At 66.4% G+C, this 25,722-nt stretch carries 30 protein-coding genes; 16 read left to right on the top strand and 14 right to left on the bottom strand.

Annotated elements, in window-relative coordinates; genetic code table 11:
- The first annotated feature begins 25 nt into the window (after positions 1-25).
- The 3 genes from M2331_RS14740 (at position 26) to M2331_RS14730 (ending at position 1,773) form a co-directional block, all read left to right on the top strand.
- Positions 26-385 (top strand): MerC domain-containing protein, encoded by a 360-nt coding sequence (locus M2331_RS14740; RefSeq protein ID WP_181561562.1) that lies wholly within the window; start codon positions 26-28, stop codon positions 383-385.
- A 131-nt stretch (positions 386-516) separates the two neighbouring features.
- On the top strand, positions 517-906 hold the full coding sequence (locus M2331_RS14735; protein ID WP_181560971.1) for a protocatechuate 4,5-dioxygenase subunit alpha: 390 nt from the start codon (positions 517-519) through the stop codon (positions 904-906).
- Between the two features lie 3 nt (positions 907-909).
- Positions 910-1,773 carry a class III extradiol dioxygenase family protein gene (locus M2331_RS14730; RefSeq protein ID WP_181560970.1) on the top strand — a complete coding sequence of 288 codons (864 nt, stop codon included), beginning with the start codon at positions 910-912 and terminating at the stop codon, positions 1,771-1,773.
- 143 nt (positions 1,774-1,916) lie between these two features.
- Here the strand turns inward: M2331_RS14730 and M2331_RS14725 are convergent, their stop codons facing one another.
- Complete coding sequence (locus M2331_RS14725) at positions 1,917-3,071, bottom strand: L-lactate dehydrogenase (protein WP_181560969.1); 1,155 nt, start codon at positions 3,069-3,071, stop codon at positions 1,917-1,919.
- 353 nt (positions 3,072-3,424) lie between these two features.
- On the opposite strand from M2331_RS14725, the gene M2331_RS14720 reads away from it, so the two are divergent.
- Positions 3,425-3,724, top strand: coding sequence for a hypothetical protein (locus tag M2331_RS14720; protein WP_181560968.1), 300 nt, complete (start codon positions 3,425-3,427; stop codon positions 3,722-3,724).
- A 73-nt stretch (positions 3,725-3,797) separates the two neighbouring features.
- Here M2331_RS14720 and M2331_RS14715 read toward each other — a convergent pair whose 3' ends face one another.
- From M2331_RS14715 to M2331_RS14685, 7 genes are read right to left on the bottom strand one after another with little or no spacing between them, the layout of a single operon-like run.
- Positions 3,798-4,454, bottom strand: a complete 657-nt coding sequence (locus tag M2331_RS14715; protein WP_181560967.1) for a glutathione S-transferase family protein — start codon at positions 4,452-4,454, stop codon at positions 3,798-3,800.
- 4 nt (positions 4,455-4,458) lie between these two features.
- Entirely contained in the window at positions 4,459-4,950 is a 492-nt protein-coding gene (locus tag M2331_RS14710; RefSeq protein ID WP_181560966.1) for a VOC family protein, read from the bottom strand.
- Positions 4,951-4,962: 12 nt separating this feature from the next.
- Complete coding sequence (locus M2331_RS14705) at positions 4,963-5,733, bottom strand: VOC family protein (RefSeq protein WP_181560965.1); 771 nt, start codon at positions 5,731-5,733, stop codon at positions 4,963-4,965.
- A 23-nt stretch (positions 5,734-5,756) separates the two neighbouring features.
- Positions 5,757-6,116 (bottom strand): DUF1428 domain-containing protein, encoded by a 360-nt coding sequence (locus tag M2331_RS14700; protein ID WP_181560964.1) that lies wholly within the window; start codon positions 6,114-6,116, stop codon positions 5,757-5,759.
- Positions 6,113-6,796, bottom strand: coding sequence for a glutathione S-transferase family protein (locus M2331_RS14695; RefSeq protein WP_181560963.1), 684 nt, complete (start codon positions 6,794-6,796; stop codon positions 6,113-6,115). The genes M2331_RS14700 and M2331_RS14695 overlap by 4 nt, the downstream gene beginning before the upstream one ends.
- 39 nt (positions 6,797-6,835) lie before the next feature.
- A complete protein-coding gene (locus M2331_RS14690; protein WP_181560962.1) occupies positions 6,836-7,066 on the bottom strand; it encodes a DUF4287 domain-containing protein in 231 nt (76 codons plus the stop codon).
- A 23-nt stretch (positions 7,067-7,089) separates the two neighbouring features.
- Positions 7,090-7,503: a VOC family protein gene (locus M2331_RS14685; RefSeq protein ID WP_181560961.1), complete on the bottom strand. Its 414-nt coding sequence runs from the start codon at positions 7,501-7,503 to the stop codon at positions 7,090-7,092.
- A gap of 97 nt (positions 7,504-7,600) precedes the next feature.
- Here M2331_RS14685 and M2331_RS14680 point away from each other — a divergent pair, with 97 nt between their 5' ends.
- Together M2331_RS14680 and M2331_RS14675 are read left to right on the top strand one after the other, a co-directional pair.
- Positions 7,601-8,323 carry a winged helix-turn-helix transcriptional regulator gene (locus tag M2331_RS14680; protein ID WP_181560960.1) on the top strand — a complete coding sequence of 241 codons (723 nt, stop codon included), beginning with the start codon at positions 7,601-7,603 and terminating at the stop codon, positions 8,321-8,323.
- A 40-nt stretch (positions 8,324-8,363) separates the two neighbouring features.
- The gene (locus M2331_RS14675) at positions 8,364-9,875 is read left to right on the top strand and encodes a YifB family Mg chelatase-like AAA ATPase (protein ID WP_181560959.1); all 1,512 of its coding nucleotides are present in this window, start codon (positions 8,364-8,366) and stop codon (positions 9,873-9,875) included.
- 22 nt (positions 9,876-9,897) lie between these two features.
- On the opposite strand, the gene M2331_RS14670 is transcribed toward M2331_RS14675, so the two are convergent.
- Positions 9,898-11,187 (bottom strand): dipeptidase, encoded by a 1,290-nt coding sequence (locus M2331_RS14670; RefSeq protein WP_264592415.1) that lies wholly within the window; start codon positions 11,185-11,187, stop codon positions 9,898-9,900.
- 94 nt (positions 11,188-11,281) lie between these two features.
- Positions 11,282-12,121 (bottom strand): diacylglycerol/lipid kinase family protein, encoded by an 840-nt coding sequence (locus tag M2331_RS14665; RefSeq protein ID WP_181560958.1) that lies wholly within the window; start codon positions 12,119-12,121, stop codon positions 11,282-11,284.
- Positions 12,122-12,312: 191 nt separating this feature from the next.
- On the opposite strand from M2331_RS14665, the gene M2331_RS14660 reads away from it, so the two are divergent.
- From M2331_RS14660 to M2331_RS14630, 7 genes are all read left to right on the top strand, one after another.
- Positions 12,313-13,098: a succinate dehydrogenase iron-sulfur subunit gene (locus M2331_RS14660; protein ID WP_181560957.1), complete on the top strand. Its 786-nt coding sequence runs from the start codon at positions 12,313-12,315 to the stop codon at positions 13,096-13,098.
- 41 nt (positions 13,099-13,139) lie between these two features.
- A complete protein-coding gene (locus tag M2331_RS14655) occupies positions 13,140-13,604 on the top strand; it encodes a GFA family protein (protein WP_181560956.1) in 465 nt (154 codons plus the stop codon).
- Positions 13,601-14,719 carry a cell division protein ZapE gene (zapE, locus tag M2331_RS14650; RefSeq protein WP_181560955.1) on the top strand — a complete coding sequence of 373 codons (1,119 nt, stop codon included), beginning with the start codon at positions 13,601-13,603 and terminating at the stop codon, positions 14,717-14,719. Before M2331_RS14655 ends, zapE begins: the two co-directional genes overlap by 4 nt.
- A gap of 142 nt (positions 14,720-14,861) precedes the next feature.
- Positions 14,862-16,472 (top strand): glycosyltransferase family 39 protein, encoded by a 1,611-nt coding sequence (locus tag M2331_RS14645; RefSeq protein WP_184117283.1) that lies wholly within the window; start codon positions 14,862-14,864, stop codon positions 16,470-16,472.
- Positions 16,469-17,602: a glycosyltransferase family 2 protein gene (locus M2331_RS14640; RefSeq protein ID WP_319800992.1), complete on the top strand. Its 1,134-nt coding sequence runs from the start codon at positions 16,469-16,471 to the stop codon at positions 17,600-17,602. Before M2331_RS14645 ends, M2331_RS14640 begins: the two co-directional genes overlap by 4 nt.
- Positions 17,603-17,722: 120 nt before the next feature.
- Positions 17,723-19,618: a signal peptide peptidase SppA gene (gene sppA, locus M2331_RS14635; protein WP_413716086.1), complete on the top strand. Its 1,896-nt coding sequence runs from the start codon at positions 17,723-17,725 to the stop codon at positions 19,616-19,618.
- Between the two features lie 2 nt (positions 19,619-19,620).
- Positions 19,621-20,019, top strand: a complete 399-nt coding sequence (locus tag M2331_RS14630) for a GFA family protein (RefSeq protein WP_181560952.1) — start codon at positions 19,621-19,623, stop codon at positions 20,017-20,019.
- On the opposite strand, the gene M2331_RS14625 is transcribed toward M2331_RS14630, so the two are convergent.
- Positions 19,995-20,660, bottom strand: coding sequence for a trimeric intracellular cation channel family protein (locus M2331_RS14625; protein WP_181560951.1), 666 nt, complete (start codon positions 20,658-20,660; stop codon positions 19,995-19,997). The genes M2331_RS14630 and M2331_RS14625 overlap by 25 nt on opposite strands.
- 131 nt (positions 20,661-20,791) lie before the next feature.
- Between M2331_RS14625 and M2331_RS14620 the strand changes: the two genes are divergently transcribed.
- Entirely contained in the window at positions 20,792-21,370 is a 579-nt protein-coding gene (locus M2331_RS14620) for an NADPH-dependent FMN reductase (protein WP_181560950.1), read from the top strand.
- A 12-nt stretch (positions 21,371-21,382) separates the two neighbouring features.
- Here M2331_RS14620 and M2331_RS14615 read toward each other — a convergent pair whose 3' ends face one another.
- A complete protein-coding gene (locus M2331_RS14615; protein WP_264592414.1) occupies positions 21,383-22,060 on the bottom strand; it encodes a YggS family pyridoxal phosphate-dependent enzyme in 678 nt (225 codons plus the stop codon).
- A 94-nt stretch (positions 22,061-22,154) separates the two neighbouring features.
- Here M2331_RS14615 and M2331_RS14610 point away from each other — a divergent pair, with 94 nt between their 5' ends.
- The gene (locus tag M2331_RS14610; protein ID WP_264592413.1) at positions 22,155-22,691 is read left to right on the top strand and encodes a thiamine phosphate synthase; all 537 of its coding nucleotides are present in this window, start codon (positions 22,155-22,157) and stop codon (positions 22,689-22,691) included.
- Here M2331_RS14610 and M2331_RS14605 read toward each other — a convergent pair.
- Together M2331_RS14605 and M2331_RS14600 are read right to left on the bottom strand one after the other, a co-directional pair.
- Positions 22,684-23,979: an SGNH/GDSL hydrolase family protein gene (locus M2331_RS14605; RefSeq protein WP_181560947.1), complete on the bottom strand. Its 1,296-nt coding sequence runs from the start codon at positions 23,977-23,979 to the stop codon at positions 22,684-22,686. The two genes, M2331_RS14610 and M2331_RS14605, sit on opposite strands and share 8 nt — an antisense overlap.
- 152 nt (positions 23,980-24,131) lie before the next feature.
- A complete protein-coding gene (locus M2331_RS14600) occupies positions 24,132-24,890 on the bottom strand; it encodes a hypothetical protein (protein WP_181560946.1) in 759 nt (252 codons plus the stop codon).
- A gap of 349 nt (positions 24,891-25,239) precedes the next feature.
- On the opposite strand from M2331_RS14600, the gene M2331_RS14595 reads away from it, so the two are divergent.
- Positions 25,240-25,689, top strand: a complete 450-nt coding sequence (locus M2331_RS14595; RefSeq protein WP_181560945.1) for a DUF3576 domain-containing protein — start codon at positions 25,240-25,242, stop codon at positions 25,687-25,689.
- Positions 25,690-25,722 lie beyond the last annotated feature (33 nt).

The raw sequence follows: 25,722 nt of genomic DNA, 5'->3' as shown, positions 1-25,722 counted from the left end.
AATGAGAACGCTCACCGCACCCCGGATGTGGACAATGCCACAGCTCGACCGGCTGGCCATCGGCCTGTCCGGCCTGTGCGCCGTGCATTGCCTGACGACGGCGATTGCCGTGGGCGTGCTGTCTTCTGTCGCGGGCATTTTCGAGGCGGAGATCATCCACGAAGCCGGCCTGATGATCGCCATGGTGCTCGGCGCGCTGGCGCTCGGCCACGGCGCGCTCAAGCATGGCATGGCCCTGCCGGTCGCGGTCGGCGCGCTCGGCCTTGGCATCATGGCCGGGGCGCTCAGCCTGCCGCATGGCTGGGCCGGCGAGACGCCTTATACGCTGCTCGGCGTCGCCCTGCTTGCCTTCGGTCACGAGCTTAATCGCCGCGCCTTCTGGTGACCCCCTAGCGCCAGGGGCGCTGCGACGACGACCCCCCGCGCGATCAACATCCCCTGCTTGATCAAGGTCAATGTCTGCCCGGCGCGGCGAGCGCAGTGACGGATGCAGTCCTGAAGCAGGAGCATGGATCAATGGGTGCGATCGAAACGATCGAGGCGGGAACGACCGCCAAACGAATCATTCCCGGTACGCCGGTCTTCGACGGTGACGCGGCGGCGCGCGGCTTCGCGCTGAACGCGATGTGCTTTTCGTTCAACGATGCTGCCAATCGCGCTGCCTATCAGGCGGACGAGGAAGCCTATTTCGAGCGCTTCCATCTGACCGAGGAGCAGCGCGAGGCGGTCCGCGCCCGCAACGTCCTCCAGATGATCGAGGCGGGCGGCAACATCTATTATCTCGCCAAGCTGGCCGGCATCTACGGCCTCAACGTGCAGGATGTGGGGGCGCAGCAGACCGGCATGAGTGTCGAGGCTTTCCGTCAAATGCTGCTCGACGCAGCCCATCAGCAAGAGGAGGCCTGAGCCATGGCGCATATTCTCGGCGGTATCTTCACCAGCCACGTGCCGGCAATCGGCGGCGCCATTGCGCGCGGTCAGGAGCAGGACCCTTATTGGAGCCCGTTCTTCGATGGGTTCAAGCCGATCCATCGCTGGCTTGCAACCGCCAGACCGGACGTTGCCGTGGTCTTCTACAATGATCACGGCCTCAACTTCTTCCTCGATAAGATGCCGACCTTCGCGGTGGGCGCGGCGGACAGCTACCACAATGCCGATGAGGGCTGGGGCCTGCCGGTGCAGAACGGATTCAAGGGCGACGCTGCCCTCTCCTGGCACATCATCGAGGGACTGGTGGAAGACGAATTCGACGTCACGACCTGCCAGTCGATGCTGGTGGATCATGCGCTGGTCGTGCCGTTCCAGCTGTCATGGCCGGGTGGCGGCCAGTGGCCGGTGCGCATCGTGCCGATCGCCATCAACACCGTGCAGCATCCGCTGCCGAGCCCCAAGCGCTGCCTGGCGCTGGGTCGCGCGGTCGGCAAGGCGCTGCGCAGCTGGCAGGGCGATGAGCGGATCGTGGTGTTTGGCACCGGCGGCCTCTCCCACCAGCTGGATGGGGAACGCGCCGGCTTCATCAACCAGCGCTACGACCAGTTCTGCATGGACAATCTCGGCCCCGATCCGGATGCGCTGACGAAAATCAGCGCGCTCGACATTGTCGAGGAAGCCGGCAGCCAGGGCATCGAGATCGTCAACTGGATCGCGGCGCGTGGGGGCTTGGGCGAGGATGTGGCCGAGGTCAGCCGGAATTATCACATCCCCATTTCCAACACGGCGGCTGCGACGATGTTGCTGGAAAGCGGCTCGACCGCCCTTGAACAGGCGGCCTGACGGGGAGGCTATGTTCTCCCCTCCTCTTTAGAGGAGGGGGCGGGGGTGGTGGCGATGCGCCAGCATCGCGCAGGCTTGAATGACGGCGAAGTCGTGGCACCACCCCAACCCCTCCTCTGAAGAGGAGGGGCTTAATAAGGTTGCTAGTATCCGCCCCGCTTGTCGAGCAAATGCGGCCCGGCGTCCGCGACGCGGGCGCAGCCGGTGAGCGCGAGGCCGGAGCGCAGTTCGAGTGCATATTGCGCGAGCATGCGGGAAACGGCGGCCTCGCCCCCGGCGGCGAGGGCGAAGGCCCAGGGGCGGCCGATCATCACGCCCTTGGCACCCAGCGCCAGCATGCGCAGCACATCGAGGCCGTTTCGGATGCCGCCGTCGATCAGCACGGTGAGGCGGTCACTCACCGCTGCCACGATATCCGGCAGCGCCTGCGCGGTGCCCACCGTGGCATCGAGCTGGCGGCCGCCATGGTTGGAGACGACGATGCCATCCGCGCCGATCTCCGCCGCGCGGACCGCGTCGGCCGGGTCCATGATGCCCTTGAGCACCAGCGTGCCGGACCAATGCTCGCGAATGAAGGCCAGATCCTTCCAGGTGACGGACGGATCGAAGTTCTGGCCGCTCCAGCGCAGAAAATCGCCCATGCGCACCTTGCCATTCATGATCGGCACCAGATTGCCGAGCGTATGCGGGCGGCCATGCAGCCCGACATCCCAGGCCCAGCCGGGATGGGCAAGGATCTCACGCCAGCGCCGGGCCTGACCGCGCAGGCCGGGCGGTCCCGAGAGGCCCGAGCGCTGGTCGCGCCAGCGCGGGCCGGGCAGGGGCAGGTCGACGGTCATGAACAGCGTGTTGCAGCCCAGAGCCTTCACCCGGGCTAACAGGTCGGCGATGAACGCGCGATCCTTGGCCATGTAGAGCTGGAACCAGAAGGGGTGGCCGGTGCCGGCGATTTCTTCCGCCGAGCAGACCGTCACGGTCGAGGCGACCATCGGCACGCCGTTCGCATGGGCGGCACGGATCGCCTGCGCCTCGCCGCGCCGCGCCAGCAATCCGCCCATGCCGATCGGCGCGAGCATCAGGGGCATGGCGAGCTTTTGCCCGAACAAAGTGGTCGAAAGATCGGATGCCGAGACGTCGTTCAGCACTTGCTGGCGCAAGGTGACGGCGCGAACGGCGGCGCTGTTACGCGCCAGGGCCAGCTCATCGATGCTCCCGCCATCGACATAATCGAACAGGAAGCGCGGTAGCCGGCGGCGGGCGGCGTCACGCAGATCAGTGAAGCTGTGCGGCCAGACCATTCAGCGCCGTGCCTCGCGGGCCTTGGCGGGCGCGTTCGACGCCGCCTTCGTCATCCTCATCATCTGGCTCTCCTCACGGGGGGTGTGCCCCCCATTCTGTTCGCGGCGGAGAGCGTAGAGCGGATGACGCCCAAACAAAATAGCGTGCTCTCGATATGGCTGGCGGTGCGCGATGGTGAATTTCGCCAACTATCTGAACGAATAACCAACCTGTGGGAGAGGGCTTTTGAAGGCGCTGGGCCTCATGATTTTCAACATACTGAAAAGACGTGTTTTTATGATTTGGCACGCAAAGTGCAATGCCTTGTGTGTCAGTCATTCGGGACTGAAAAAATTCAGTAGGGAGAACCAACATGTCGAGCAAATTTCATCTGATCGCCGCCGCTGCCGCTATCGCCATCCTGCCGCTGGCCCAGCCGGCGCTGGCCGCGCCTGCTGCCGAAACCACCTATCAGATTCCGGCCAAGGTGCTGAAGCGTGGCGACCAGACCTTCTATTGCTTCAAACAGCAGGCGACGACCGGCACGCGCATGTCCCGCCGGGTTTGCGTGACCGAGAAGGAGCTGAGCTATGCCGGCGCGCGGATCGAAGGCGCGGGTGACTCGGTGCAGATCAGCAAGGGCGGTGAAACCCGGATCGCGAGCCAGCGCTGATCGTTACAGGCTACAGGCCGGGGGGAGCGTGGGAGCGTGACCCCTCGGCAGCCGGCCCGGTCGGTTAAGGATTTCAATCCCGGTCCGGCGCGCCAAGCGGGAAATAATGGCGATAGGGCCTCGCGCCCTCAATGCAGCGGGCAACCGACGGGCGCTTGTTCAGCCGTCCGCGATAGGCGCGCACTTCCGGATAGCGCTCGCCGATCGGGTGGACCCAATCGGCATAGAACAGAGCCGGCGCGGCGGCGCAATCCGCCATGCTGAACCCTTGCGGCGAGGCCCAGAGATGCCGGGTCAGCCGCGCTTCCAGCCAGCCATAGATGGTCTCGAGCGCATCGCGCGCGCGCTGGGTGCGCACCGGATCGCTCGCGCCGATGAGGTGGGGCAGGGCCTCGGTCACCGCCGCCTGAACCGGCGTCATCACATGATTGTCGAACACGCGGTCCATGAAGCGCACATCCAGCGCATCATGGGCAGTGGCGGGAATCAAGGGCGCGCGCTCATAGTGGCGCAGGTCGAGATATTCGATGATCGTCGTCGCCTCGATCACCGGTGTGTCTTCATCCATCAGCACCGGGAACTTGCCGAGCGGCCACTGGTCGCGCAGCGCGTCCATCACGCCTTCGTCTTCGACATTGCGCAGCGTGTAGGGCAGTTCCTTCTCGTGCAGCGCGATCATCGCCTTCCAGCTGTAGCTGGAGAAGGGATGGGCGTAGAGGATGTAACTCACGGGGTCAGTCTCCGGAAAAGGCGGTTTCGAGCGTGGCGATGTCGATCTTGTGCATGGTCATGAGCGCGCTGCTCATGCGGCGGACGGCGGCTGCGTCATCGCTGGCCTGCATCTCCAGCGCCCGGCGCGGCACGACCTGCCAGGAGACGCCGAAGCGATCCTTGCACCAGCCGCACATGCTTTCCGCGCCGCCATCCGCGGTGAGGGCGGTCCAGACGCGGTCCAGCTCGGCCTGATCATCCACGGGGATGACGAACGACACGGCTTCGGTCTGCGGAAACATCGGCCCGCCGTTCAGCGCGGAGAAGGGACGGCCGCTCAGCGTGAACAGCACGAGCATGGCCGTGCCAGCCGGGAAACTGGGCGGGAAGGGCGAGTCATCGACATAGCGGACGATCCGGTCGATGCGGGAATCCGGGAAGAGCGAGACGTAGAAGGTCGCGGCCTCCTCGGCGGTGCCGTCCATCCAGATGCAGGGCGTGATCGCGCTGGTCATGCTCGCTCCTCCTTATCGACCGCCCACAAGCGCAAAACGCGCGCCCTGCGGATCGGTGCCCATGACGACCCAGTCACCGCCGGGAACCTCATGGGGGCCTGTGGTGATGGTGCCGCCATGCGCCGCCACTGCTTCCATCGCAGCGCGGATGGATGGCACGCGGAAATAGAAGCGCCATTCGGCCCGCTGGTCTTTCTGTTCCAGACTGGCGCCGATGGGCAGATCGCCGACGGACAGGAAGCGATAGTCGCCCATCGGCCCCATCGGCATGGCGGAGGGGTTGGTCCAGCCGAACAGGCTTGTATAGAAGGCGAGCGCTGCCGGCTGGTCCGGCGAGGATATCTCGTTCCAGCCGCAATGGCCCACCGCTTGCGGCGAGAAAGCGCGGCTGACGCCCCCCTCGACGCTGCCGCGCATGATATAGAAGGGCGCGCCATGCGGGTCGGCCGCCATGGCGAAGCGGCCGACACCGGGGATGTCCTGCGGTTGCACGTAGAGGCGACCGCCCATGGCCAGGATCGCCGCCGCTGTCGCATCGACATCATCGACGCCGATATAGCCGAGCCAGATCGGGCGCCCGCCGCCGGCGATCATCTCGGCATCCAGCGCCATCATGCCCCCGACCTCGCCATCGGCGGTGCGGATCATGCGATAGTCCATGCCCGGCATGTCGCTGCGCTCCGCGATGCTCCAGCCGACCACGGCCCCATAGAAGGCGCGGGCGGCCTCGAGATCGGTGGTCATCAGCTCGTACCAGATGAATTCGCCCTGCCTGTTGGTCATGGGGCCGCCTCCTCCCGCCAATGCTATTTGCGCTCGTCCAGAATCACGGTGAAGCCGCCGTAGATCATGCGCGGACCGACCATTGGATTGTCTTCCGGGGCGTGCGCCATGCGCTCGTCGGCCATCAGCTTCTGCCAGCCGGAATCGCGGGTCGCCTTGTCCGGCCACTCGATCCAGGAGAAGACGACGTCCTCGCCCTCTTCCGCCAGGACGGCGGTGCGCAGATCGTTGGTCTTGCCGGGCTGCACATCGTCATTCCAGCCCTCCACCACGCGCAGCGCGCCATATTCGATGAAGAGTGGATCGACCCGGCGGGCGATCTCCAGATAGTCTGCCTTGCGGCCGGGTTTCACCGGCACGAGGATGCCATCGATATAGGTCATGCGGATACTCCTTCTGATTGGACCGCATCATCGGAGATGAAGTCGGCCATTTGCGCCGCCATGGCGGCCTTGAATGCGGGACGCGCCTCGCCGCGCGCGACATAGGCGGTCAGCACGTCCGGTATGGCGAGGCGATCCGGCGAGAGATTGCGCAGCGCCTCGATCATCAGAAGGTCGCCGACCGTGAAGCGCTCTTCCAGCCAGGGTTTGTCGCCCAGCGCTGCGGCAAGCCGGTCGAGGCGGCCTTCCACCTGCCTGACGGCATCCGGGCGGCGCAGCCTCGCCCACTCCTGCCCGGCGCAGAACAGGTCGATATCGGCCAGATGCATGATGCCCGGCTCGATGCTGTTGAGTGCGGCGACGGCCCATGTGATCGCCCGCGCCCGCCCGACGGGATCGCGCGGCATCAGCCGCTCGTCCTTCTCGGCGATGTGGAGGACGATGGCGCCACTCTCGAACAGGGCGACATCCCCTTCCCGATAATGCGGCACCTGGCCGAAGGGCTGCTCGCGATAATAGTCCGCCGGCCGGTCGATGGCGCTGATCAGGCGGGTGCGATAATCGAGGCCTGCCTCCTCCAGCGCCCAGCGCACCCGCAGATCGCGGACATGGCCGCGCGCGAACGGCGGCACCCATGAAAATGCAGTCACCTCGATGGAGGCGCTATCCCTCTGAGACATGTATCACTCCTCTCTGTGCGGTCTGAATGCCGCAGGGGCTCAGTCGCCTTCCTTGCGCGTACCCTTGAGCAGGGCGTAGACCGCCATCGCGTGACCCTGACCGAGATCGAAATCGCGCTTGAGACTGGCGACCAGCGTCGCCGCCTTCACCTCCGGGCGCAGCTTCTTCTCGTCGTCGAGAAAGCCTTGAAAGGCGGCGTAAGCGCGCAAGTCGTCCGGCGACTGGCCGGTTTTTGCCTTGATCGTGTCCAGATAGGCCTGGAAGGACATGGTCGCATCTCCTGCCGAAGCGCTCAGGCCGGTTGCGGGACGGCGCTCATGTCCATCCACGCGGTTTCCCAGATGTGGCCATCGGGATCGGCGAAGCTGCGGCCATACATGAAGCCGTGGTCCTGCAGCGGATTGGGATCGGGCGTGCCGCCCGCGGCAGCCGCGCGCTCCGTGATCGCATCCACGGACGCACGGCTCTCCTCGCTGAGTGCGAGCAGCACTTGCGCACATTCATGCGCATCGGGAATTTTTCGCGGCGTGAAACTGGCAAAGCGCTCGCGGGTGAGCAGCATGACGCAGATCGTCTCGGAAAAGCGCATCATCGCGGCGCTCTCGTCGGTGAATTGCGGATCGTTGACTGCTCCGATCGCCTCATAGAAGCGCATCGACCGTGCCAGATCCGTGACTGGCAAATTGACGAAAATCATCCGTTCCATGGCAGCTACCCGTCCTCTCCCAAACCCTCTCGCCGTATCGACCCATGCGAATCACCGACCTTGACGATCCTGACGGAAGAAATTAGATGTTGCAACTATGGAGTTAGAAAAAATAACTCACGAGGCGAAGCCGCCGCAAAAGCGCCGGTTTGACGACGCCTGCGGCCTCGCGCACGGGCTCGATCTGGTCGGGGAGCGCTGGGCGCTGCTTGTCGTCCGAGAATTGCTGCTTGGGCCGCGTCGCTTTTCCGATCTGCGCGCGGCCCTGCCGGGGTTGAGCGCCAATGTGCTGACCCAGCGCCTGACCGAGCTGGAGGAGCGCCACATTGTCGAGCGCCTGCGCCTGCCGCCGCCCGCCAATGTGCAGGTCTATGGCCTGACGCCGTGGGGCAAGGAGGCCGAGCCGATGGTGCTGGCGATGGCACAATGGGCCTATCGCTCGCCGACGCATGACCGGATGCTGCCGCTCAACGGCACGGCGATGATGCTCTCCTTCAAGATCAATCTGGATCGCGCAGCGGCGGCGGACATGGTGCTGCGGATCGGCTTTCGCATCGACGGAACGCCCTATCGGGCCAGTCTGGATCGCGGCGTTTATCATGTCGAAGCCGGCGAGGTTTCGGCGCCGGACCTCGCCTATGAGGGCAGCGCGCGCGGCCTTGCCAAGCGCTTCTACGGCAAGATGCCCGTAGACCAGCTTGCCGAGACGGGCGAACTCAGCGTGCACGGCGATGCGGCGCTGGAGGCGCACTTCGCGGCGCTGTTCAATTTGCCGGCTCGATACCAGCCCAACGAAAGCGGCTCGACTTTGCCCCTCTGACCCGACATAGACAGGGAGGGGAACAAAGAGGGGGCAAGTCTTGGTTGCGACGGTGGAAACGGTGGCGTTTCTCGGGCTGGAGGCCCGGCCTGTCGAGGTGCAGTGCCAGCTTGTCTCCGGCTTGCCGAACTTCATCGTCGTCGGGCTGGCCGACAAGGCCGTGGCGGAAAGCCGCGAGCGCGTGCGCAATGCCATCGCCGCCATTGGCCTCTCGCTGCCGCCCAAGCGCATCACGGTCAATCTTTCGCCGGCCGACCTGCCCAAGGAAGGCTCGCATTACGATCTGCCGATTGCGCTCGCCTTGCTGGGGGCGATGGGCGTGGTGGATGCCGAGCAACTGGCCGATCATCTCGTCGTGGGTGAGCTGGGGTTGGACGGGCGCATCGCGCCGGTGCCGGGCGTGCTGCTGGCCGCGCTCCATGCGGCGCAGGCGGACAAGACGCTGATCTGCCCGGCGGCGCAGGGGTCGGAGGCTGCCTGGGCAGGTTCGGAAGGCGTGCTGGCTGCGCCGGATCTGCTCGGTCTCATCAATCATCTCAAGGGCGCGACGGTGCTGCCGCGCCCGGCACCCGGCACTGTCGAACCGCCTGTGCCGGGGCCGGATCTGCGGCAAGTGAAGGGCCAGGAGGTCGCCAAGCGGGCGCTGGAGATCGCGGCGGCTGGCGGGCATAATCTGGTGATGGTCGGGCCGCCGGGCGCGGGCAAATCCCTGATGGCGAGTTGCCTGCCCGGCATATTGCCGCCGCTCACGCCGGCCGAAGCGCTGGAAGTCTCCATGGTCGCCTCCGTGGCTGGCACGCTGTCGGGCGGGCGGATCAGCCAGAACCGCCCCTATCGCGCGCCGCATCACAGTGCCTCCATGGCGGCGCTGGTCGGGGGCGGGCTGCGGGTGAAGCCGGGCGAAGTCAGCCTCGCGCATCTGGGCGTGCTGTTTCTGGACGAACTGCCCGAATTTCAGCGCGCGGTGCTGGATAGTTTGCGGCAGCCGCTGGAGACGGGCGAGGTCAGCGTCGCGCGCGCCAATGCGCATGTGACCTTCCCGGCGCGGGTTCAGCTGATTGCCGCGATGAACCCCTGCCGCTGCGGGCATCTCGCAGATCCCGCTTTGGCCTGCTCGCGGGCGCCACGCTGTGCGGGCGATTATCAGGCGAAGGTTTCGGGGCCGCTGCTGGACCGGATCGATCTGCATGTGGAGGTCGGCGCGGTTTCGGCGGCCGATCTGCTGCTGCCGCCGCCGGTCGAAGGATCGGCGGAGGTTGCCGCCCGCGTCGCGCAGGCCCGTGCCCGCCAGACGGCGCGCGCGGCATCAAGCGGCGGCGCGCGCACCAATGCGGAACTGACCGGCGATGCACTGGATGTCCATGCAGCGCCCGACGCGCCGGTGCGCGATCTCCTCGCGCAGGCTGCCGCCGCGATGAAGCTTAGCGCGCGGGGCTATACCCGCGTGCTCAGGGTCGCCCGCACCATTGCCGATCTGGCAGGCGCGGAGACCGTGGGGCGGGCGCATGTGGCGGAAGCGCTGAGTTACAGGCGGCGCGCGCCTGTGAATTGAGGGGGTGAATTGAGGGGATGCCTTAGCCCTTCGGCGCGGCGTCCATCGCCTCGCGCGTGCCGGTGGCGGGTGGTTCGTCCTTCAGGGAGGCGGCGACCTTCTCGGCCTGTTCCATGACGCGCAGGATGTTGCCGCCGGCCAGCTTGGCGATATTGGCATCGCTCCAGCCGCGTTTCATCAGCTCCAGCAACAGTGGCGGATAGCTTTCAACGCCGGTCATGCCGTCCGGCAGGGCCGGCAGCCCATCATAATCGCCCCCAAGGCCGACATGATCATAGCCGGCGACCTTGGCGATATGATCGATATGGTCGGCGACCATCTGCACCGTCACGTGCGGCTCGGGATTGGCGGCGAGCCAGGCTTCCATGGCGGCCTTCGCCCGGTCCGGCTGGCCGATATAGAGGCCGTTGAGCGGCGGCTGGTTGTAGAGCGCGCGCTGGGCGCCCTGCTGCACGCCCCACACCCGGCGCGGCTCCGAAATATAATTGGGCGCGAAGGCGACCATGACGATGCCGCCGGTGCGCGCGACCTCCTTGAGCACCTTGTCCGAGACGTTGCGAGGATGATCGCACAGCGCCCGTGCGCTGGAATGGGAGAAGATGACCGGCGCGCGGCTGGCGGCGATCGCGTCCAGCATCGTGTCCTCATTCACGTGGCTGAGATCGACCAGCATGTTCAGCCGGTTCATCTCACGCACCACCGCCACGCCGAACGGGGTGAGCCCGCCATGGGCCGGATCGTCGGTGGCGCTGTCCGCCCAGGCAATGGTGCGGCTGTGCGTCAGGGTGAGGTAGCCCACGCCCAGCTCGGCATAAGCGCGCAGGACCGAGAAGCTCTCGTCGATCTGGCCGCCGCCTTCCGCGCCGATCAGCGAGGCGATCCGCCCGGCCTTGTGCGCGGCCCGGACCTGCGCGGCGGTGCGCGCGAGCGTGAACTCGGCCGGGTAGCGGCGCACGATGGATTTCACGAGGTCGATCTGTTCCAGCGTCTTCTTGACCTGTTCCAGCGGCGGCAGCGTCGCGGGGACATAGACGGACCAGAATTGTCCGCCGACCATGCCCTGCCGCAGCCGGGTGATGTCGGTATCGAAATCCTCTGTGTTCAGCCGGGTGAGGTCCACCGACCAGCGCGCATCGCCATCATGGCCGGCGATGGCGCCGGGCCAGTCATTATGCCCGTCGATCAGCGGCGTGGCGGCGAGCACCTTCTTGAGGCGCGGCAGATTGGGATCGGCGGGGTCGGCCGGTTCGGCCAGCGCGGTGGTCGCGGAGAAAGCCAGAGCGGCGGTGAGCAGGCGCGTGAGCATGGACATGGCTGCATTTCAGCATGTCCGCGGGCTGGTGGGAAGAGCCCGGCGCGGGGCTTGAGGGGGAGAAATGTCGTACGGCGGGCGGCGGCGCTATGGCTCAGCGCCAGCCTGCGTCCCCCTGTGCGGCGAAGAAGCGCACGCCCGACTGGGCGCTGCGGAGGTTAAAGGGCGCCCTGGTGGTCGCCTTCTCGCCATCGACGAGCAGGTCCAGCGTCTTGCCGGCGCTTTCTATCTCCAGATGATCGGCGGCGCCGAGCGATTCGGAGGGCCCATTGCGGAAATCGCCCGAGAGCCAGGCCCAGCCATGCGCGAATAGCTCGCCGGCATTGCGGGCGAGCACGCCATAAGCATGCAGGCCCTGCTTGGCCGGCTCGACGAAGATCGCGGGATAATCGCGCGGATCGCCGGCGAGCGAGACGGCCGGGGCCTCGAAGGTGGCGGTAATGGCTTCCGGCACCTTTTCAGCCAGCGCGGCGAGATCATGATTGCGCAGCGCCTCGCGCACATTGCCCCACGCGGCCGTGGGGCCGACGATGATGCCCGTATAGGCGGTGATCTCGTCTGCCTCGATCACCGGCACGGCCATCACGGTCCCCTTGTCCGCCAGATAGGCCTTGGCGATGGCGAGCGGATCGAGATTGCCGTGGAGCCGGTGGGCCAGCAGGTTCATCGTGCCGCCGGGCAGCGCGAGCAAGGTGCCATCCCAGCCGGCGAGCGCCTGCGCCGTGGAGGCCAGCGAGCCATCCCCGCCGAGAATGATGACGAGGCCGATGCCGCGCTCACGGGCCTGCGCGGCGTTTGGCAGCGGGCCGTCGTCGATGGGCCGGGCGGTGCCGATGGGCCGTCCGGCCTGCGCGAACGCGGCCTGGATCGCGGACACCAGCGCAGGATCGCATGTGCCGCTGCGCTCATTATAGATGAAGAGGGAGTCGCTCATTGTGACCGTCATGCTCGCCGGGAACGTCTGGCGGGGTGTTTGGATGCAGGATGGCGGTGGTTACAAGCAATTTCGCTTGGCCTCCGCTCGGTGCTTGAGCCGCGCGGACACACGCGCTAGGACGCCGCATTGCTTTTATTGCGGCGCGGCATCAAGCGCCCGATCAGCCAGCAGGCGGCAGGAAACAGACGATGGCCGAATTCTCCCTCCCCGCAAACAGCGTCGTTCGCAAGAACGGGACCGTGCATAAGGCGCAGGACGGCGCCACGAACGTCAAGAAGTTCAAGGTCTATCGCTACGATCCGGATAGCGGCGAGAACCCCCGCTACGACACGTTCGAGATCGATCTCGATAGCTGCGGACCGATGGTGCTCGATGCGCTCATCAAGATGAAGGGCGAGCAGGATTCGTCGCTGACCTTCCGCCGCTCCTGCCGCGAGGGCATTTGCGGCTCCTGCTCGATGAACATCAACGGCAAGAACGGCCTCGCCTGCACGACCGCGATCGAGGACTGCAAGGGCGAGGTCCGCATCACGCCGCTGCCGCATATGGACGTGATCAAGGACCTGGTGCCGGACTTCACGCATTTCTATGCGCAATACAGCTCGATCAAGCCCTGGCTGCAGACCGTCACCCCGCCGCCGAGCGGCAAGGAGCGGCTGCAGAGCCCTGAGGATCGCGAGAAGCTGGATGGGCTCTACGAGTGCATCCTGTGCGCCTGCTGCTCCTCCAGCTGCCCGAGCTATTGGTGGAATTCCGATCGCTTCCTTGGCCCGGCGATCCTGCTCCAGGCCTATCGCTGGCTGGCCGACTCGCGCGACGAGATGACCGGTGAGCGCCTCGATGATCTGGAAGATCCCTTCCGCCTCTATCGCTGCCACACCATCATGAACTGCGCCAATGTGTGCCCCAAGGGGCTGTCGCCCGCCAAGGCCATTGCCGAGACGCGAAAGATGATGGTCGAACGCGCGATTTGACGTCACAGTCGACCGAGACAACGACAATTCGGAGATCGGCGATGGTGAAGGAAGGCGAGGTTCTCGACGGTGGCTGCTTGTGCGGAGAGCTCCGCTACAAGCTGACTGGCCCCACACTCTGGGTCTCCCAATGCTGCTGCAAGGATTGCCAGAAGGCGACCGGCACCGGCCACACCACGATCATCGGCATCCATAACAGCCAGCTCGCCATCGAGGGCACGCCCAAGACCTATACCAACCATGGCGATACCGGCGGGGATGTGACGCGGCATTTCTGCGGAACATGCGGCGGACGGATTTTCACCTCCGGCACGCTGCCGGGCGAGTTCATCATGGTGCAGGCCGGGTCTCTCGACGAGCCCGACCGCGTCTCGCCGCAAAGCGTCATCTACATGAAGGATGCCGTGGCCTGGGACTATTTCGACCCGGCGCTGCCCAAATATGAGATCATGCAACCGCGCGTGCAGCACAGCGCCCCGGCGGAGGCCTCCCCGCGCGACGCATGAGTGGCCTGCTCTCCTGTTATGACGACCTTATCGCCGCTGGAGAGCTGAAACCCGATCCGGATCAGCGCGCTGCCGCGATCCGGCTCGACCGGCTGCAGCAGGAGCTGGAAGCCGCGCCGAAGAAAGGCTCCGTGCTCTGGCGGATGCTTCGCAAGGCGCCCGAGCCGATCCGCGGCGTGTACCTGTGGGGTGGCGTCGGGCGCGGCAAATCCATGCTGATGGACCTGATGCGCGATTGCCTGGATGGCCCCGCCAAGCGCCGCATCCACTTCCACGAGTTCATGCTCGATGTGCATGCGCGGCTGCGGGCGGTGCGCGAGAGCGAGAGCGGCGACCCGATTGCGCCCGTCGCCGCGCAACTCGCGGCCGAGGCCAAGGTGCTGCTGTTCGATGAAATGGTGGTCAACAATATGGCGGATGCCGCCATCATGTCCCGCTTGTTTACCGCCCTGTTCGATGCTGGGGTGACGCTGGTCGCCACCTCCAACCGCGCGCCGGACGATCTCTACAAGGATGGGCTCAACCGCGAGCTGTTCCTGCCCTTTATCGATCTGCTCAAGGCGCGGCTCGACGTGGTGCCGCTCAACGGGCCAACCGATTATCGGCTGGATCGGCTGGGCGGCATGGACATCTGGCATGTCCCCAATGGCGATGAGACCACTGCCAAGCTGCGCGAAATCTTCTTCCGCCTGACGGACTATCCGCCTGAAGACAGCGCCAATGTGCCGAGCGAGGAACTGAGCGTGGGCGGCGGGCGCAGCCTGCATGTGCCCAAGAGCCTCAAGGGCGTGGCGGTGTTTTCCTTCAAGCGCCTGTGCGGAGAGGCGCGCGGCGCGGCGGACTATCTCGCCATTGCGCGGCGCTTCCACAGCGTCATCATCGTCGGCATTCCGGTGCTCGGGCCGGAAAACCGCAACGAGGCCGCGCGTTTTGTCACGCTGATCGACGCCCTGTACGAGCATAAGGTCAAGCTGATCGGCGGTGCGGACGCCCTGCCTCAGCATCTCTATCCGCAGGGTGATGGCAAGTTCGAGTTCGAGCGGACGGTCTCCCGCCTGATGGAAATGCAGTCGCTGGAGTATCTCGCGCTCGGCCATGGCGCGCACGCCAGTTGACGTAAAATTAGGCTGCCGGTGCTAGCGGCTAGCTGAATGATGATCTGATATGCGGGCCGGTGGGCCTGTGGGACGTGGGGAATCAATGAAGCAGGGGTCCAGCGGTGCAGGACGGCTTTGGCTTGCGGCCACGCCCGTCCTCGTGATTTTTGCCATCGCGGCAGTCCTCTTCGCGCGCCTCCAGAATATCTGGATCGACGAGACGACCCAGCTTTCCGGCGTCACCCTCGCGCCCGGCACGCTGCTCTCCTGGTTGGCCGGCGGCTATGATGCCGGGTTCGGCGTGCCGGACGACCGGATGCCGCCGCTCAGCTACTTCATCGATATGATCGGCTGGCACCTGTGGGGTGCGAACGAGCTGGCGTTCCGGCTTTATCATGCCGCGATCACGGCGGGCGGTATCCTGATCCTGATGCGCGCGCTGGCATCCCGCTACGGGTTGCGCGCGGCCCTGATTGCCGGGCTGCTGCTGGTGCTTTCCCCCCGGCTGGTCTCCATGGCCGTCGAAATCCGGGCCTATCCCATCCTTCTCGCGATCAGCTGTGCGCAGGCGGCGATGGTGATTCGCGGCGACGTGGCGCAAAGCGTGCGGCGGCTGGGCCTGTTCGTGCTGCTCGGTGTGCTGAGCGGCTACACGCACTTCTTCGGCATCGTTGCGACATCGGCCTATACGTTGGCCATCTTCATCGATGCGCGGACTGTGCGCGGCGCCGTGCGGGTGGTACTGGCCTACGCGCTGCTGCTGCTGCTGTGGGCAGGACTGGCGCCCTTCGTTCTGGGTGCGGCCAATCTGAGTTCGCCGGCGCCCGGTTCCGCCGCGCCGGCCGGCGGGGTCGGTCTGGGCGATATCGCGGCCTTTCTGGCGCAGATGCTGGTGAGTGGCGCGACCTTGGTCGATCTGCCGGTGGCTGCCTTGTGCTTTGCGGGGGGCGCCATCCTTCTGCTCGTCGCGGCAGTCGGTCTTGGCGGGCAGGCCGCCACACGCGGAACAGCCATCCGCCATGATCCGGTCATCGGCCTGATCCTGGCGCTGGCTGCGGGCATGATCGTGACCATCGCGGCGGCGCTGCTGGTCTCGCAATTCGATGCGCTCGCGCCGCGCTATAATATCTGGATGCTGGCGCCGCTCGCGGTGATCCTCGCGCTCGCCGCTGACGGGGCCATCGCGAAGCGCGGGCGGATCGCCGACTGGGTTCGCCACGCAGGCACCGCCCTTCTGGTCATCGGTAGCGCGGCGGCGCTGGTCATGTTCCTGGTGCGGGCCGACTGGTTCATCCACGGGCCTTCGCGCACGCTGGAGGCCATGGTGGCCAAGGCGGAGAAGCCGCTCGCCGTGCTGCATGTCGGCGATGCGTGGGCATGGGCCTATTTCCCGCTCTATCGCACCCATCGCGACGATCTGCCGCAATGGCTACTGACGGCGGACGGGCAATCCGCGATTCGGATCACGCGCGGCGGCGATCCGGGTGGGCGGCCGCAGCCGCTGACCGCGCTGGCCGACCGCGCCACGTTGCTGGTCAGCCATGTCGAACTCAAAAGCCACAACGATCTGCGCGCCCTGGCGCGGGGTGAGACGCCCCCGCCGACGAGGGATTTGGTCCCCGCCCTGACGGCGGCCGGATGGCGCCCGGCGGAAACAATCGATCGTCCCGGTAATTTCGCCTTCACCGGTACGCTGTACCATCATCCCGACCCTGCATCCGCGCCGACCCGTCAACCCGCCGCGCCAGCCATTGAGGACCTTTCCGAGTGACCATCCAGACCATGACAGAAGCTCCGGTCGCGGCGCAGATGCTTCCGGCCGAGCTTGCGATCGTCGTTCCGACCTTCAACGAAGCGCAGAATGTGGCCCTGCTCGCCGATCTGGTCGACAAGGCGCTGCCCGGCGTCGCCTGGGAACTGGTGTTCGTGGACGATAATTCGCCCGACGATACCTCCGGCAAGGTGCGGGCGCTCGCCCAGCGCGATCCGCGCGTGCGCGTTCTCCATCGCTTCGGGCGGCGTGGCCTGTCGAGCGCCTGCGTCGAGGGCATTCTTGCAACATCCGCCCCCTATGTGGCGATCATGGATGCCGATCTTCAGCATGACGAATCGGTGCTCAAGACCATGTTCGAGCGGATCAGGGCGGATGATGTCGATCTGGTGGTCGGCAGCCGCTATGTCGAAGGCGGCGGGATGGGCGACTGGAGCGAGAGCCGCCAGCGGATGAGCCAGTTCGCCACCAAGCTGGCGCTCAAACTGACCAAGACGCCGATTTCCGACCCGATGAGCGGCTTCATGATGATGCGGCGCGATGCCTTCATGCGCTCGCTGCCCAATCTCTCCACGGTGGGCTTCAAGATCCTGTTGGATATCGCGGCCAGCGCGCCGACGCCGCTGCGCGTCGCGGAAGTGCCCTACACCTTCCGCACGCGCCAGTTCGGCGAGAGCAAGCTCGATAGCCTGGTGCTCTGGGAATATGTGCAGCTGCTCATGGACAAGGCGGTGGGCCATATCGTGCCCGTCCGCTTCCTGAGCTTCGCCATGGTCGGCGGCACGGGTGTGGTCGTCCACTTTGCCGTGCTGACGCTGCTGTTCGTGGCGCTGGGCGTGAGCTTCGCGGTGGCGCAGACCGCAGCGACGCTCGTCGCCATCACCAGCAACTTCCTGCTCAACAACATGTTCACGTACCGCGACCAGCGCCTGCAGGGCTGGGGATTGCTGCGCGGCTGGATCACCTTCAACCTCGTCTGTGCCTTCGGTGCGGCCGCCAATATCGGCGTGGCGGACTGGCTGTTCGTGAACAAGGCCTATTGGGCTTTGTCCGCGCTGGCGGGAATCATGGTCAGCGTCGTGTGGAACTATGTGATGTCGGCCTTCTTCACCTGGAAGAAGAAGGGCTGACGACCAAGCAAACATGATGCGCCCCGGCGGTTCGCAATCGCCGGGGCCTTCTGCATCTGACAGGAACGTGCATCGGGCAGGAAGATGCGCTAGCGAAGCGGCAAAGGAGCCGCCAACGTGCTGAGTCTTGTGAAAACTGCCTGGAAAATCATGATGGGGGTGAAGGACGCGCTGGTCCTGCTCTTCCTCATCCTCTTCTTCGCGATGCTCTACGCCGGCCTCAAGGCCGCGCGGATGGAAGAGAGCTTTCCCGCAAGCGGCGCGCTCTATCTTGCGCTGGACAGGCCGATCGTCGAGCAGCCGCGGCCGATCGATCAATATGCGATGGTCGCGGGCACCGGCGGGTCGGGCGAGTATCGCCTGCGCGATGTGGTGCGCGCCATCGAGGCGGCGGCGGGCGACAGCGCAATCAAGGCCGTGGTGCTCGATCTGGATGGCTTTGGCGGCGGCGGTCAGGTCGCGATGCAGCGCGTGGGCGAGGCGCTGGACAAGGTGCGCGCCGCGGGCAAGCCGGTGCTCACCCGCGCTTCTTATTATGATGATGCCAGCTATATGCTGGCCGCCCATGCCAGCGAGGTGTGGCTCGATCCACTCGGCATGGTCGGGGTGACCGGGCCGGGCGGGAGCAATCTCTACTTCAAGGGGCTGATCGACCGGCTGGGGGTGAAGGCGCATGTCTATCGCGTCGGCAGCTTCAAGAGCGCGGTGGAGCCCTATACGCAGGCAGAACAGTCGCCCGAGGCGCGCGCCGCCAATGAGGCGCTGGTGACGGCGATCTGGTCCGACTGGCTGGAGCATGTCGGCAAGGCGCGTCCGGCGGCGCGGGTGCGCGATTATCTGGCCGATCCGCTGGCGCTGCTGCGCGCCAATGGCGGCGATACCGCCAAGGCGGCGCAGGCGGCGGGGCTGGTCGACAAGCTCGGCGATCCGGTGACGTTCGGAAATCATGTCGCCGAAATTGTCGGGGAAGCGAGCGACCCGCGGCCGGGCGATTATGCCGCCATCCCGTTCGAGGGCTATTTGCGCAAGCATAAGGAAGGCAGCGGCGGGCAGGTCGGGGTCGTCACCGTCGCCGGAGAAATCGTGGATGGCGAAGCGGCGCCCGGCCAAGCCGGGGGGACCAGCGTCGCCAGCCTGATCAACGACGCGGTGGCCGAGGATTCGGTGAAGGCACTGGTGCTGCGCGTCGATTCGCCCGGCGGATCGGCGGCGGCGGCGGAGGAAATCCGCCTCGCCCTGGCGCAGGCGCGGGCCAAGGGCCTGCCGATCGTCGTCTCGATGGGCAATGTCGCGGCCAGCGGCGGCTATTGGGTCAGCACGGCCAGCGACATGATCTTTGCCGAGCCGGCGACGATCACCGGCTCGATCGGCGTGTTCGGCATATTGCCGAGCTTCGAGGATGCACTCGCGAAGGTCGGCATTACCAGCGATGGCGTGAAGGCGACGCCGCTCTCCGGCGAGCCGGACGTGATCGGTGGGGTGAGCCCGGAGTTCAACGCGCTGGCGCAGGCGAGCGTGGAAGATATCTACGGCAAGTTCATCGGTCTGGTCGCCAGCAACCGCAAGATGACGCCGCAGCGCGTGAATGAGATCGCGCAGGGCCGGGTGTGGGCCGGCGGCATGGCGCATCAGCTCAAGCTGGTCGACCGCTTTGGCGGGCTGGAAGAGGCCGTGGCGGAAGCCGCGCGGCGCGCCAAGCTGAGCGGTGACGCCGCAAGCGCGCGCTATTTCGACCCCGAGCCGGATTCGCTGGCGCAGTTCCTCGGCATGTTCCTGAGCGGGGAGGCCAGAGCGCCGGCCCTCACCGCCCCGCGCGATCTGCTGAGCTATGCGGCGCGGCAGCAGCGCCAGATTGCCGTGCGGATCATGCGTGATCTGCAGGGGCTGGTCGAGGGCCCGTCCATCCGCGCGGACTGCCTGGAATGCCGCGCCTTTACGCCGGCCAGCGCCATGACGTCGGGCGAGCAGGCAGGCTGGCTCGGCATCCTCCTTCGCGCTGCGCAGCGGCCGCTCTGAGAATGGCGGACGCGATCACCGGCGGCTGCCTGTGCGGCGCTTGCCGCTATGCCACCGATGCCGCGCCGATCAACATTCGCGCCTGCCACTGCCGGCTCTGCCAAAAGGCGACAGGCGCGCCGCTCTATGCACGGGTGCTGGTGCCGCTCGATGCCGTCCGCATTGAAGGCCCGGTGGCATGGCATCACAGCTCGGCGGCGTTGCGACGCGGCTTCTGCACCGCATGCGGCACCACCTTGTTCTCGGAGCGCGCCTCGGCCAATGTGATCGGCCTTGCCATCGGCAGCCTGGATGAACCCGAGCGCTACCCGCCGACCGAGCATATCTGGACCTCAAGTGCGCTGAGCTGGCTGACATCGGCCGATGATCTGCCGCATTATCCCGAGGGGCCACCTGCCTGATCCGGGCTGTTGCCGGTGCGATAATGCGGGAGCGCGAGGCCGCGCACGATGGCGACGGCGCGCAGGATGAAGCCGGCGATCACCGCCAGCACGGCGGCCCAGGGGGCTGCCATGCCGATGCTGGCGAGCAGGGCATAGAGGCCCGCCGACAGGGCGGCGGCGGTCACATAGATTTCCGGGCGCAGCACGATGGAGGGGTGGCCGGCCAGCAGATCACGGATGATGCCGCCGACGCAGGCTGTGATGATGCCCATCAGGGCGCTGATGAAGGGCGGGATGTCGAGGCTCATGGCCTTGGCGGTGCCGAACACGGCGAAGGCGACCAGCCCCACGGCGTCCAGCCAGTCGAGCGCGCGCTCGCTCCACCAGCGCTCGGGCGTCATCCACACCACGAGCGATGCACCGAGGCAGATGAGCGCGGGGCGCACATCGTGAATCCAGAAGACCGGCGCCCCGATCAGCAGATCGCGCACCGTGCCACCGCCAACGCCGGTGGTGATGGCGAAGAAGGCGAAGGTGACGAGGGTCTGGCCGAGGCGCGCCGCCGCCAGCGCGCCCGAGGCCGCAAAGACGAAGATGCCCACCAGCCCCATGGCGGAGAGCAGCGCGTCGACGGGCACGGGCAGATCCTGCGGTGTCATGCGCCTTCCTTAGCGCAGATCGGCGGGCTTTCCATCTCTGCTGCCCCCTCTGCTGCTCCGGCGTTTCGCCAGTCGCGCAGGATGGGACAGGCTGCTAGGCTCGCGCCGACATTGCCACGGAGCCCGACAATATGAGCCTTTCGCTTCTCGTCTTCTATGGATCCTATCGGGAGGCGCGCGCCGGCATCAGGCTCGCCGACTATTGCGTGCGCACGCTGTCCGAACGAGGCCATAAAGTGGAGCTGATCGATGCGCGGGCGGTCGGCCTGCCGATGCTGGACAAGCGCCTCTCCGATTATGCGCCCGGCACCGCCCCTGCCGAGATGACGGCGCTGGCCGACAAGATCAGCGCGGCCGATGGGTTCGTGTTCGTCACCGGCGAGTATAATTCAGGTCTGCAGCCGGGCCTCAAGAATCTCATCGACCATTATTATCAGGAATGGCGGCGGCGGCCGGCCGGCATCGTCAGCTATTCGGCAGGGCGGATGGCGGGCGCGCGCTCCAGCTACGCCTGGCATCCGACGCTGACGACGCTCGGCATCGCCGTGATTCCCGCCAGCGTGGCGGTCGGCGGGATCACGGACAGTCTCGATGCGGCCGGCGAACCAAGCGGCGCGGGTGGCGCGGCGCTGGTGCGCAGCTTCACCGGCTTTGCGGAAGAGCTGGAATGGTGGGCCGGCGCGGTGAAAGCGCAGCGCAAGCCGGGCTGACGCGGCCGGCCTTCAGATGGCGTCGCGGGCACCGAACAATGCAGTGCCCACGCGTACATGGGTGGCGCCGAGCATCACCGCCGTCTCATAATCGCCGGACATGCCCATGGAGCGGCCCGGCAATCCATGATCGCGGGCCAGCTTGTCGAGCAGGGCGAAATAGGGCGCGGCCTCGACCTCAGCGGGGGGCACGCACATGAGCCCGACGACCGGCAGGTCCGCCGCGCGCGCCTGCGCCAGCAAGGCCGGTACATCGGCGATGGCGCAGCCGCCCTTCTGCTCTTCCTCGCCGATATTGACCTGCAGGAAGCAGTCCGGCCGGCGGCCCGCCTTGTCCATGGCCTTGGCCAGCGCCGCGATCAGCGAGGCGCGGTCGACGCCATGAATGGCATCGAACAGCGCGACCGCATCCTCCGCCTTGTTGGACTGAAGCTGGCCGACAAGGTGGAGGCGGATATCGGGATAAGCCTCGCGCAGCGCCGGCCATTTGGCCTGCGCTTCCTGAACGCGGTTTTCGCCGAACACGCGCTGCCCGGCCGCGATGAGCGGGCGCACCGCCTCGGCCGGATGCGTCTTGCTGACGGCGATCAGCGTCACCGACCCCGCAGGACGACCCGCGACGCGCTCGACCCTGCTGATGCTGTCCCGCACATGCGCCAACCGGCTCTCGGCCGTACTCTCGGCGCTCATCTGATTATTTTGCCCATTCATCGGCGCCGCTATAAAAGGCGCGATGCACGCAGGCCAAGGCAAATCGCGCACCCCCCCGTCAACCCTGTGGCTGATGAGTGACGAGCGCGTCGCGACGGACGATCTGTTGCGCGCCATCGCGCGTCTGCCGCGCCATTCGGCCGTCATCTTGCGCCATTATCGCCTCGACCCCATTGCACGGCGGGCCTTGTTCAATCAGGTGCGGCGGGCAGCGGGCAAGCGCCATTGCCGCATCCTGCTCGCCGGCGATGCGAGGACGGCCATGCAATGGGGGGCAGATGGCCATCATGGCCCGACCGCCGGACCGCGCGACCCGCGCTGGCTGCATAGCGCGCCGGCGCACAGCCATAAGGAAATGCGGGCGGCGCAGCGCGCCGGTGCGGATGTCGTCCTGCTGTCCCCGTTGTTTCGTACGCGGTCGCACCCCGGCGCGCGACCGCTCGGCCCTGCGCGCTTTGCGGCGCTTGCACGACTGGCGACCCTGCCGGTGATCGCGCTTGGCGGGGTTCACCCACGCCATGCCGCCTTGGTGCGGCGCCTTGGGGCTGTGGGTTATGCGGCCATCGACGGGTTGACGCCCAGACGTGGCCCGCGCGGTGGCGCTATTTGAACAGCGAGAGGTCGATGGACGCGGCCAGCGCCTCATAACCCGCGTCGGTGCCGTGCAGGAAGTCGCCCATATGATAGCCGGGCCGCATCTGCTGGGGATTGGCGGGGTCCGCAAAGGCGGCGTCGAAATCCAGCCAGGCATCGAAGATCGTACCGGAGCGGATGGCGGCATTGATGCCTTGCCGTACGGCCTCGGCCTCCGGCGTCCAGTAGGTCGCGCCTTTATAGGGGGCGATCGTCGCGCCGACCGCGGTGATGCCGCGCGCCCGCGCGCGCTCGGCGATCTGGCGATAGCCTTCCAGCATCGTCTCCAGCGTTACCTTGGTGCCATCGGCGAGGACATTGGGCCGGCCAGCCTGCTGGGCCATGCGCTCGGCACCAAAAGCGATGCCGAGATCGTTCACGCCCTCGAACACGATCAGATAGCGGATGCCGGGCAGGGCGAGGATGTCGCGGTCCACCCGGGCCAGCGCGCTATCGCCAAAGCCATCGCTGAGCACGCGATTGCCGCTGATGCCCTGATTGGCGATGCCCCATTTGCCGGGAGCGGCGGCGGAGAGACGGGCGGCGAGGAAGTCCGGCCAGCGCCGGTTCGCGCCGGGCGTGGAGCCGATGCCGTCGGTGATCGAATCGGCCAGCATGGCAATCGTCCCGGCACCGTCCTGCGCATCGACCTCCACGGCGGCGAGGAAGGGGCGGTGCGGGCCTTGCTGCACCGGCTCGAAGGGCTTGCCGAGATAATTGCCGGGGGGTGAGACGCGCAGTGTATCCAGCCCGCTTTCATGGCAGGTGCAGGGGCCGGTATCGCCCGGCACATAGATCTGCACGGAGAGGCGGGCGAGGTCCGGCACGGGCATGTCGACCGTGTCGCTCAGCAATGGCGCGCGCGCCGGGATACGGGCTGTCGCCGCGCCGCCGAAGCGCAGCATCCGGGCCGAGCCCGGTACTTCGGCGCCTTGCGGATCGAGCAGGGCGATGCGCACCCCGCCGATCTCCAGCGGCTTCTCGCCATAGGCATTGGTGAGGCGCAGCCGCAGGGCCTTGCCACCGGCCGCGATGCGGAGCGTCTGCACCAGCGTCTGATTGTTATAGCTTCTCGGCGCCATCAGTGGGCCAAGATCCGTGCGGGGGCGGACCGGCGCGGCGGACCAGCTGGTGATCCAGTCCGCCCGTGCGGGGGCTGCCGAGAGAAGCAGGCCGAGGGCCATGGCGGCGATGCCCGTCGTGCGTCCGATCCGGCTTTTTTCGGCGTGATCGCGACGATGATGGGCGATCTGATTTATGCGCATAGTCCCTCTCCCCGTTGCGGTGCCATCTGAAGGCCTGCACTGCGGTGCTGCCTTGTGGGGCGCCGCTGTGTCAATCATCGAGACGGAAGAACGCAGCGCTTGCGGACGCGACTCATCGCGCTCGCAAACCAAAGGTCAGCGCACAAGCGGGCTTAGAACTTGAAGGTGGTCCCGACGTAGACGGCCTGGCTGTCCTGCGCCTGATCCGTGACGGTCGGCGCAAGCCGGTTGTTCGGCCCGGCATAGCGCACGCCAGCCTTCAGGTTCAGGTTGCGGGTCAGCGAGTAGCTGCTCGACAGATCGACAGCATAGCTGGGCTCGGCGCCGAGCGTGGCCGGCGTATCTTCCGCCGGGGAGGCGGCAGCGACTTCGCGGTGCTCAAGCTGGACATTCGCCGAGAAGCGATCCTGCTTCGGGCGCAGCGTGAAGCTGGCGACCGGTTCGCTGATCGACTTCTCGATGATCGGGTCAAGCCTGGAGGATTCGATGCGGGTGCCCGGCGTGAACCGCGCGAGACCCTTGGTCACGCCCAGCCGGTATGCGACAGGCGCGACGCCGAGATTGGGCAGAACCCGCTCGGACCGGCCATCCAGCGCGGAGGCCATGGCGTTGGGCGTGCGGACGAGAATGGTCAGCGAGCGATTGCCGGCGGCCGAACCGCTGGTCGGCGTGAAACGGAAGCCCTTGCTCTGCGATTCGCGCGCGGCCTGGGCATAGGCCTTGGCCAGCTTCTCATCATGGGTGACCGGCGTGAACGAACCGATGCTGCCCAGCATTTTCAGCGACACGCCGCTTTGATCCAGGCCCTTCGATTCTGCGCCGAGAACAGCGGAAAGCGCCGGGGTGAGGGCGAGCGAAAGGGCGGCTGTCAAAGCCCCCGCCAACGCGATCTTTCCCGTCTTCACCGTCACCGTTCGCTCCCTGCGCCGACTCCATTTTGAGGGCCGGTCTGTGTTCTTATATCATGAGGGGATAGCGCGGACCAGAAGCAGAGACGATTCGCTGGAAAGCGTGACCGATTCTCCACAGTGGCCACCGGCGAGCCGGTTATCCCCTTATAATCCCTTCGTGAAACGACCATTGTTCAACACGGTTGCAAAAATCAACCCATCGCAACCGAAATTGCGCCGGGCCGATGCCGGCAGCGGCGCGAGCGGCAGAGCCCGCGCAATCCGCCACTTGTGCCGCCGCCCTGCCTCACTATAGAGGCTGATCGACAGGGAGCCCGGTCACCACCGGACATCACGGGATAGGCAACGCATGGTTCTGAGCGGACACAAGACTTTGAAGGGCGGCCTGCTGCTGGCGCTTTCCTGCGGGCTGCTGGCAGGCTGCGGCGGCGGGAAGGATCGCCCCAAGGCCGATCTGGCCGCCTCGCGCGTGACCAGCATCGGCATCAACGGCTATCTCTGGCGCGCCAGCCTCGAGACGCTGTCCTTCATGCCCCTGCTCCAGACCGATTCCAACGGCGGCGTGATCTTGACCGACTGGTACATCAATCCCGCCGCGACGAACGAGCGCATGAAGCTGACGGTGACGATCCTCGACCAGGATCTGCGCGCCGATGCCCTGCGCGTGGCAGCGAGCCGCCAGACCCTGCAGAACGGCCAGTGGATCGATGCCCCCGTGCAGGCGGCGACGACCCAGAAGCTTGAAGAAATCATCCTGACGCGTGCCCGCGACCTGCGGCGCCGCGCGATCAGCGGCTGACAAAGCCCGGCCTCGGCGCCCGTCACGGGGCCG

Origin of the sequence: Sphingobium sp. B10D7B, from assembly GCF_025961955.1 — a bacterium.
Taxonomy (GTDB): domain Bacteria; phylum Pseudomonadota; class Alphaproteobacteria; order Sphingomonadales; family Sphingomonadaceae; genus Sphingobium.
This window is presented reverse-complemented; position numbering and strand designations above follow the sequence as displayed.